Here is a 230-nt window from a genome sequence, read left to right on the forward strand (position 1 = left end):
ATCCGAACTGAGGACAAGTTTGTGGGATTGGCTTCGCATCACTGCTTCGCAACCCTTTGTATTGTCCATTGTAGCACGTGTGTAGCCCTGGGCATAAGGGCCATGAGGACTTGACGTCATGGCCCGGGAACGTATTCACCGCGGCGTGCTGATCCGCGATTACTAGCGATTCCAACTTCATGCAGCCGAGTTGCAGACTGCAATCCGAACTGAGGACAAGTTTGTGGGAT

The 230-nt window shown here is 53.0% G+C and carries 1 rRNA gene; it reads right to left on the reverse strand.

Annotation, left to right across the window (positions count from 1 at the left end):
- Positions 1-117: 117 nt before the first annotated feature.
- Positions 118-230 (reverse strand): 16S ribosomal RNA (locus KB213_RS12390); the annotation flags it as partial.

Source organism: Neokomagataea anthophila (genome assembly GCF_018122595.1).
Taxonomy (GTDB): Bacteria; Pseudomonadota; Alphaproteobacteria; order Acetobacterales; family Acetobacteraceae; genus Gluconobacter; species Gluconobacter anthophilus.